The organism is Pseudomonas sp. S3_A03 (genome assembly GCF_054668275.1).
In genome coordinates this window covers 2,259,867-2,267,852 of record NZ_CP162753.1, presented here as the reverse complement: position 1 = coordinate 2,267,852, position 7,986 = coordinate 2,259,867, and the positions used below count along the sequence as shown (strand labels likewise).

The window sequence follows — 7,986 nt, the reverse complement described above, 5'->3', positions numbered from 1 at the left end:
TGCCCCCGATAGCGCCCGCCCAGGCACGGCCTATTTGGGCCCGAGTATCTTCACCAGCTTATCCGGCGACGGCGCCCCTTGCTGTTGCTGCAACCCGCCCTTGTCATCCAGGTAGAAAATCGCCGGCGTCGCCGACAGTTCCAGCTCGTCCATCAACTTCATGTTGGCTTCGAGCTTGGCTTCGATATTCGCCGGGATCTTGGTCAGCGCCTGCAATGTGCTGCCTTTGCCGGCGGCTTCGTGTTCTTCCAGGGCTTTTTGCGGGTCTTTGGCGGCGAACAGTGCGGCGGATTTACCGGGGCTGTCTTCGCGAATGATCCCTACCATGATGTGGCGCAACTGCACCTTGCCGGCTTTGACCCACGGCCGCGCCTGTTCCCAGAACATGTTGCAGTACGGGCAGTTGGGGTCGCTGAACAAGTAAACGGTGCGTGGGGCGTTCTTGTCGCCGTCCTGGATCCAGCTGCTTTTTTCCATCTTGGCCCACACTTCCTTGGCCATCGGGGCGTACACCAGTTGTTCCAGGGGCGCGCTGCTCAGGTCATTGCCCTGGGCATCGTACAGGCTGCCGGCGATCACGCTTTTGCCGTCGGCGGTCAGGTACAGGGCCATGCCGTGGTTCTGGTATTGCGCGGCGTAGCCAGTGAGGCCGCTGGGGGCGTCGAATTTGCCGATGATCTTGGCGCCCTTGGCTTCGATCTGTTTGATGGGCGCCGGCCAGTCTTCGGCTTGCACCAGAGTGGCCGCCGCCATCAGCGGCAGCAGGGTCAGCAGGTGGCGGAGGCTTGGCATGAGGGTTTCCTTTCAGGGCGGTGTCGAAGGGTTCCATGGCATGGGCCAGGCTGGCCTGGGACAACTCGCCCAGGTGACTGTTGATCAGGCGTCCGTCGGCTGAGTAGAACAGCGTGGTCGGCAATGCCATGGAACCCACGGCCTGGCCGAGGTGGCCGCTGGCGTCGAACAGCACGTTGTCCAGGGTCAGGCCTTGCGTGGCCAGGTAGGTGCTGACGCTTTGCATGCTTTCGGCCTGGTTGACGAACAGGAAGGTCACGTCGGGGCGTTGGTGCTGCGCGCGTTCCAGTACCGGCATTTCGCGGCGGCACGGCGGGCACCAGGTGGCCCACAGGTTGATCACCAGCGGGCCACCCTTGTAGTCGGTCAGTTGCACCTCTTGGCCATCGGCCGTGCGCAAGGTGATGTGCGGTAGCTGCGTGCCCTTGTCGTAGAGGCTCAGGGCCAGGCTGGTCATGCCCCAGAACAGCAGGCCGGTGACCACCCCGGCGCTCAGCGGCTTGCGCAGCGCCGGGCGCCGCCAGCCGTAGGCCAGCGCGCCCAGGACCAGGGCGACCACGCCGGGCCAGGCGAGAAAACCACCGTCGCGCAGGTCGACCATCTGCAACCAGTCGCTGCTGTAATAATTCCAGTACATCAACACAAAGCTCACGCGCGCTGCGAGCATGCCCAGCAGGAACAGGCTGAACAGCACCGACTCCGGGTTCTCACCGCCACGCTTTGCCACTCGCCAGCCCACCAGGGTGGCGAGAATCAGTGCGCTGATCAGCAGGATGTGATTCAGCGCAATGGCGAAGGTGCCGATGGTCAGGGTCAGCATCAGAGGGCGTCCCGGGCTTGGGTCCAGCGTTGCAGGAAGGCATCGGCATTCACTTCGCCGGTGATGCGCTGGGCGCGGCGTTCTTCACCGTTGGGGCCGATCCACACAAAGCTGGGCGGCCCCGGCACCTTGTAGCGGCTAAGCAGCTCGCGGCTGGCCGCGTTGTCGGCGGTCACGTCCAGGCGCAGCAGGCGTACGTCTTTCAACGCGTCGAGCACGTCGGGTTTACCGAACACCTGTTTTTCCATGATCTTGCACGACACGCACCAGTCGGCGTAGTAGTCCAGCAGTACCCATTGGCCCTGGGCCTTGGCGCTGTCGAGCTGGCTTTGCAGCACGGCCGGGTCGTTAATCGTCATGAAGGCTTGATGGGCGCTCGGCGCCTCGGCAACCCGCGAGCCGCTGTACACCTTCAACGGTTGCCACAGGTCGTCGCTGCCACCGGCGGCGCCCACCACCAGCACGCAACCCCATACACCCAGTACCACGGCGCCGGCGCCGAACAGCATGGCCACGCGGCCGAAATCCTGGGCCAGGCGCCAGCCGCAATAAGCCATCGCCAGCGCCAGCGCGCCCCACAGGCCGAGCCACAGGCTGTCGCCGATGATCGGGCGAAGCATCAGCACGGCGGTGCCCAGGAACAGGAAGCCGAAGACGCCCTTGAGCACGTTCATCCAGGTGCCCGGCTTGGGCAGGAAGCGGTTACCCACGGTCACCAGCAGCAACAGCGGAATACCGATGCCGATACCCATGGCGAACAACACCAGGCCACCGTGCAGCGCATTGCCGCTTTGTGCGATATACAACAGCGCGCCAGCCAGGGGCGCGGTCATGCACGGGCCCACCAGCAGGCCGGACAAGGCGCCGAGAATACCCGCACCCACCAGGCTGCCGCCGCTTTGCTGGCGGCTGACGGTGTCCAGGCGATCGCGCAGGAAGGCCGGCAATTGCAGTTCAAAGAAGCCGAACATCGGCAGCGCGAGGAGTACAAACAGCGCGGCGAAACTGCCCAGGATCCAGGGGGTTTGCAGCCATGCGGCGAGGTTGGCGCCAAGCAGGGCGGCCAGCACGCCCAGCGCCGCATACACCAGCGCCATGCACACCACGTAGCTGCCGGCCAAGGCAAAGCCGCGACGCGCACTGGCGCCACTGCCTACCACCAGGCCGGCGAGGATCGGCAACATCGGCAGCGAACACGGGGCAAACGCCAGCAACAGGCCCAGCCCGAAGAACACCAGCAAGCTCCAACCCAGGCTGCGCTGTTGCAGGCCGCTGGCCAGGCTCTGGTCCTGAGCCTGGGTGGTGGCCGCAACTGCCGGGTTGCCGCCCAGGTCCACGGTGATCGACTGCGGCGGGTAGCACAGCCCCGCATCGGCGCAGCCCTGCCAGCCCAGCTTGACCTGGCCGGTGACGCCGGCCGGGATCTTCACTTCCAGGCCCTGGCGATACACTTGCTGCTCGCCAAAGAACTCGTCGCTGTGGGCTTCGCCCTGGGGCAGCACGGGCTTTTCGGCCAGGCCATCGAACTTCATGCGCTGCTGGTACAGGTAATATCCGTCGGCAATCTGCCAATACAGCTGGGTCTCGCCGCTTTCAAGACGTTCGGAGGTAAAGGTGAATGCCTTGCCCACCGGCAGGAAATCGGGTTTGGTCTCAAACGGGTTGCCCGGCGCGGCCTGGGCGAACCCTGCGAACAACACCAGCAGAAAGGTAAACAGATGCCGCATGGTCAAGCCTTAGTTCGATGCAAGTGAGGCACACAATGTGTGGCGTTGATTAACCGATGATTAACCGGTCGCTATTCTAGAGTGTAGGGATTGCCGGGTGTTGTGAACTTTGACGGCATAATGCGCGCTTAATCCACGGCTTCTCTAATCGCCCCATCTTTTATGAAGGGTTCAGCATGCACGTACTGGTCTGTGAAGACGACGAACTGATCGCCAGCGGCATCGTGGCCGGCCTCGGTGCCCAGGGCTTTACCGTCGAGCGCGTGGCGACGGCCGCTGCCGCGCGGGCGATGCTCAAGGCCGCGACCTTCGACATCATGGTGCTGGACCTGGGCCTGCCCGACGAAGATGGCCTCAAGCTGCTGCAACAACTGCGCAGCCAGGGCCTGGAAATTCCAGTGCTGATCCTCACCGCGCGCGATTCGGTGACCAACCGCGTCGACGGCCTGCAAGCCGGCGCAGACGACTACCTGCTCAAACCCTTCGACCTGCGCGAATTGGCCGCCCGCCTGCAAACCTTGCTGCGTCGCATGGCGGGGCGCAGTGTCAATTTGATCGAGCATGGCCGGTTGAGCTACGACCCGAGCAGCCGCGAAACCTTGCTCGGCGGCCAGCCGGTTGATTTGTCGCGCCGCGAGCAGGCGCTGTTGCAGGCCCTGCTGCACAACAAGGGGCGAGTGCTCTCCAGCGAACAACTCAAAGACAGCGTCTACGGTTTTAACGACGAACTGGAAAGCAACGCGCTCAATGTGCATATCCATCACCTGCGCCGAAAACTGGGGAATGGCATCGTCGAAACCGTGCGCGGCCTCGGTTACCGCCTGGGCCCGGCGGACGACGGCGAGAGTGCGTCGTGAAGAGCCTGCGCCTGCGCCTGACCTTCAAGCTCGGCGCTGCCTTTGTAGTGATCTGGGCCCTGGCGGCGGCCTGGATGCTCAACGATCTGCGTAACCAGATGATGTTTTCCCTCGACCAGCGCCTGGTGGCGTCGGCGCGCATGGTGGCGGGGCTGACCGAACAGATGCCGGGCCTGGCCAGTATCAGCGGCGGCGCGCACTTGCGTACCGAACAGCTGCATGTGCCGGGCGGCATGGCCTGTCAGGTCAGCTCGTTGCGCGGGGAAATCCTCGCGCGCAGCCACACCACGCCGGATCAGGGCCTTGAGTCGCAACGCAGTGGCTTTCGCGACCAGACGATCGACGGCGTAGGCTGGCGCAGCTTTACCCTGTCCCGTGGCGACCTGTTGATTACCACCGCCGACCGCCAGGTGGAGCGTGAAGCGCTGAACATGTCGATCCTGCTGGCGGCGTCGGTGCCGGTGGGCGTGGCCATGCTGGGCTGCCTGTGCCTGCTGTGGCTGGGCATCGGCCAAAGCCTGCTGCCGCTCAACCGCATGCGTGACGCGCTGATGCGGCGCAGTGCCGACTCCCTTGAGCCGCTGCAGATCCACCCGTTGCCCAGTGAGCTCAAGCCGCTGCTCGACACCCAGAACCAACTGTTGCAACGCATCGCCAAGACCATCGAGCGCGAACGCCGCCTGACCGGCGACGCCGCCCACGAACTGCGCAGCCCGTTGACCGCGATCAAGACCCACCTGCAAGTGGCGCGCATGACCGACGGCGCGGCCCGCGACCAGTCGCTGGCACATGCCGAGGAGGGCGCCGACCGCCTGCATCGCACCCTGGAACAATTGCTGCTGCTGGCGCGGGTGGAAGGCAGCCTGTCGTTTGACGATGGCTTGCAGTCCAGCGCCGAAGAGGTCGCGCGGCTGGCGATTGAGGATGCCAATGCGGGGGATAACGCACGTATCGACCTGATCCTGGCGCAAAACCTCACCGGCGCGCCGGTGGAAATGCCCGTTGGCCTGGCGGTTGCGGCCCTGCGCAACCTGCTGGATAACGCCTTGCGCCACACCCCGGCGGACACTCGGGTCGAACTCAGTGTGTTCACTGCCAAGGATCACGTGGTGTTCCGCGTGCGTGACCATGGCCAGCAGATTTCCAGCGAAGACCTGCAATACCTGACCCAGCGCTTCTGGCGCAACGGCAACAGCGAAGGCTGCGGGCTGGGCCTGGCAATCGTGCAAGCGATCGTGCAGCGCTGTTCGTGCTCGCTGAAATTTGACAGTCAGGTCGATGGGTTGCGTGTCGACCTGGGCATGCCACTGCGACGCTGATCCTTTTTCCAAGTGCCAAATAGTTACCGCCCGCCTGGGGTTCAAGCCTTCAGGATGGCGGTAATTTTTTTGTGCTTGAACGGGCCGAAAGACTCGGCCTGTATTGAAAAGGACGGTTCTTATGTTGGTCATCGACACCAGTTTCCCCGCCACCGGTTTCAACGATCGCAACGGCGAGCCCGTTGGGCAGTTGCTTGTGCATTACACCGCGGCGCCTTTTGCGTCGTCCCTGCGCACCCTGACCCGGGACGGCGTCAGCGCTCACTACTTGCTGCCCGACCCGCATGAACCCAGCTATCGCGCCGCCGGTTACGACGAGTTGCGCGCGTTTCGCCTGGTCGACGAAGACAAGCGCGCCTGGCATGCCGGCGTAAGCCAGTGGGACGGGCGGGATAACCTCAATAGCCGCTCGATTGGCATCGAGATCGTCAACCTGGCAAGGGATGACGGTGGCGTGTTCACCTTTCCTGCGTATGGCGAGGAACAGATCGAGGTGTTGATAGCGCTGCTGCGCGACATTCTTGGCCGCTACCCACGGGTTGGGCCGACGGACATCCTCGGACATTCGGACGTGGCCTTTTGGCGCAAGAGCGATCCCGGACCTCGTCTGCCCTGGCGGCGTTTGTTCGAGGCGGGCGTCGGCGCCTGGTTTGATGAGGCGACGCGTGCCATGTACCAGCGCCGGTTTTGCCTCGGGCTGCCGCCGGAGGTGGAAGTGGAGCGGGCGTTCCAGCGCTATGGCTATGCACCGGCCAAAAATCGCCAGGGCTTTGAGCTCCGGACGCGGGCGTTTCAGATGCATTTTCGGGCGCGGGATTATTGTGGGTTTCTGGATGCCGAGACCTGCGCGATTTTGTATGCGCTGAACGAAAAATACCGCGGCCTGTAACGCTGATCGCTTTCACCTTTCAGGCTTGATCCGCCCATAACGATTACCGGCCCTAAATCCCTGCGGCGCTGATGCGTTTCCAGAACAGGAAATCCGTGCGCATGCCCTTGGGCCAGACGCCAACGGATCGGCAGTTTGGTCACCATCATCAGCGTATTGAGGGATCGAGAAATGTCAGTCGCTACCAGTCGTATCGAAGACGCCCAGGTGCATGAAACGCTCTACCAGTTCGACGAGACGCCGCTGCTGGCCCGTCAGCGTCAGCAGGAGTCCAACGCCCGCAGCTACCCACGGCGTATCCCCCTGGCGCTCAAACGTGCCAGGGGCATTTACGTGGAAGACGTGGAAGGTCGCCAGTTCATCGACTGCCTGGCCGGTGCGGGTACCCTGGCGCTGGGGCACAACCACCCGGTGGTGATCCAGGCCATCCAGCAGGTGCTGAGCGACGAATTGCCGTTGCACACCCTCGACCTGACCACGCCGGTCAAAGACCAATTCGTACAGGACCTGTTCGGCCTGTTGCCTGAAGCGCTGGCGCGGCAAGCCAAGATCCAGTTCTGTGGCCCCACCGGCACCGATGCGGTGGAAGCCGCGTTGAAACTGGTGCGCACTGCCACCGGGCGCAGCACCGTGCTTTCGTTCCAGGGCGGTTATCACGGCATGAGCCAGGGCGCGTTGAGCTTGATGGGCAGCCTGGGGCCGAAGAAACCCTTGGGTGCATTGCTGGGCAATGGCGTGCAGTTTTTGCCGTACCCCTATGACTATCGCTGCCCGTTCGGCCTGGGCGGCGCGCAAGGCGTGCGTGTCAACCTGCATTACCTGGAAAACCTGCTCAACGACCCGGAGGCCGGGGTGCTGCTGCCGGCGGCGGTGATTGTTGAAGTGGTACAGGGCGAAGGCGGTGTGATCCCGGCGGACCTCGACTGGCTGCGTGGCCTGCGGCGCATCACCGAGCAGGCCGGTGTGGCGTTGATCGTCGATGAGATCCAGAGCGGTTTTGCGCGCACCGGCAAGATGTTTGCCTTTGAACACGCCGGGATCATCCCGGATGTGGTGGTGCTGTCCAAGGCCATCGGCGGTAGCTTGCCGCTGGCGGTGGTGGTGTATCGCGACTGGCTGGACACCTGGCTGCCGGGCGCGCATGCCGGGACGTTCCGTGGCAATCAGATGGCCATGGCGGCAGGCTCGGCGGTGATGCGCTACCTCAAGGAACACGACCTGGCCGGCCATGCCGCGGCCATGGGCGAACGCCTTGGCGAGCATCTGCGCATCCTGCAACGGGATTTCCCGCAACTGGGGGATATTCGTGGTCGTGGGCTGATGCTCGGCGTGGAACTGGTAGACCCGCACGGTACGCCGGATATCCAGGGCCATCCGCCCGTGGACCGCCAATTGGCGCCGCGTGTGCAGCGCGAATGCCTCAAGCGCGGGCTGATCCTGGAGCTGGGCGGCCGACACGGTAGCGTGGTGCGCTTCCTGCCGCCGCTGGTGATTACCGCCGCCGAAGTCGACCGTGTGGCCGAGATTTTCGGGCGAGCCCTGGCGGCCGCGGTCGCCAGCCTCTAATTTTTCGACGACTTGG

The 7,986-nt window shown here is 63.9% G+C and carries 6 protein-coding genes and 1 pseudogene; 4 read left to right on the top strand and 3 right to left on the bottom strand.

Features of this window, described 5'->3' with window-relative positions; genetic code table 11:
- Positions 1 to 30: 30 nt before the first annotated feature.
- The 3 genes and pseudogenes from dsbG to dsbD form a co-directional block, all read right to left on the bottom strand.
- On the bottom strand, positions 31 to 792 hold the full coding sequence (gene dsbG, locus AB4O25_RS10225) for a thiol:disulfide interchange protein DsbG (protein WP_460150840.1): 762 nt from the start codon (positions 790 to 792) through the stop codon (positions 31 to 33).
- Positions 768 to 1,612: pseudogene (locus AB4O25_RS10220) on the bottom strand (prolipoprotein diacylglyceryl transferase family protein). The gene dsbG and the pseudogene AB4O25_RS10220 overlap by 25 nt, the downstream one beginning before the upstream one ends.
- Positions 1,612 to 3,339 (bottom strand): protein-disulfide reductase DsbD, encoded by a 1,728-nt coding sequence (dsbD, locus tag AB4O25_RS10215; protein WP_017527666.1) that lies wholly within the window; start codon positions 3,337 to 3,339, stop codon positions 1,612 to 1,614. Before dsbD ends, AB4O25_RS10220 begins: the two are co-directional and overlap by 1 nt.
- Before the next feature lie 176 nt (positions 3,340 to 3,515).
- Here dsbD and AB4O25_RS10210 point away from each other — a divergent pair, with 176 nt between their 5' ends.
- The 4 genes from AB4O25_RS10210 to AB4O25_RS10195 all read left to right on the top strand — a co-directional run bounded on the left by AB4O25_RS10210 (position 3,516) and on the right by AB4O25_RS10195 (position 7,970).
- Positions 3,516 to 4,196 (top strand): response regulator, encoded by a 681-nt coding sequence (locus tag AB4O25_RS10210; RefSeq protein ID WP_017527667.1) that lies wholly within the window; start codon positions 3,516 to 3,518, stop codon positions 4,194 to 4,196.
- A complete protein-coding gene (locus tag AB4O25_RS10205; protein ID WP_017527668.1) occupies positions 4,193 to 5,515 on the top strand; it encodes an ATP-binding protein in 1,323 nt (440 codons plus the stop codon). The genes AB4O25_RS10210 and AB4O25_RS10205 overlap by 4 nt, the downstream gene beginning before the upstream one ends.
- Before the next feature lie 121 nt (positions 5,516 to 5,636).
- On the top strand, positions 5,637 to 6,404 hold the full coding sequence (locus tag AB4O25_RS10200) for an N-acetylmuramoyl-L-alanine amidase (RefSeq protein WP_460150839.1): 768 nt from the start codon (positions 5,637 to 5,639) through the stop codon (positions 6,402 to 6,404).
- Positions 6,405 to 6,575: 171 nt separating this feature from the next.
- Positions 6,576 to 7,970 carry an aspartate aminotransferase family protein gene (locus AB4O25_RS10195; protein WP_065876505.1) on the top strand — a complete coding sequence of 465 codons (1,395 nt, stop codon included), beginning with the start codon at positions 6,576 to 6,578 and terminating at the stop codon, positions 7,968 to 7,970.
- The last annotated feature ends 16 nt before the right edge of the window (positions 7,971 to 7,986 follow it).

Excerpts from the sequence above, each read along its gene's own strand:
- dsbG (WP_460150840.1), bottom strand. The coding sequence starts at position 792 with ATGCCAAGCCTCCGCCACCTGCTGACCCTGCTGCCGCTGATGGCGGCG.
- dsbD (WP_017527666.1), bottom strand. The coding sequence starts at position 3,339 with ATGCGGCATCTGTTTACCTTTCTGCTGGTGTTGTTCGCAGGGTTCGCC.
- AB4O25_RS10210 (WP_017527667.1), top strand. The coding sequence starts at position 3,516 with ATGCACGTACTGGTCTGTGAAGACGACGAACTGATCGCCAGCGGCATC.
- AB4O25_RS10200 (WP_460150839.1), top strand. The coding sequence starts at position 5,637 with ATGTTGGTCATCGACACCAGTTTCCCCGCCACCGGTTTCAACGATCGC.
- AB4O25_RS10195 (WP_065876505.1), top strand. The coding sequence starts at position 6,576 with ATGTCAGTCGCTACCAGTCGTATCGAAGACGCCCAGGTGCATGAAACG.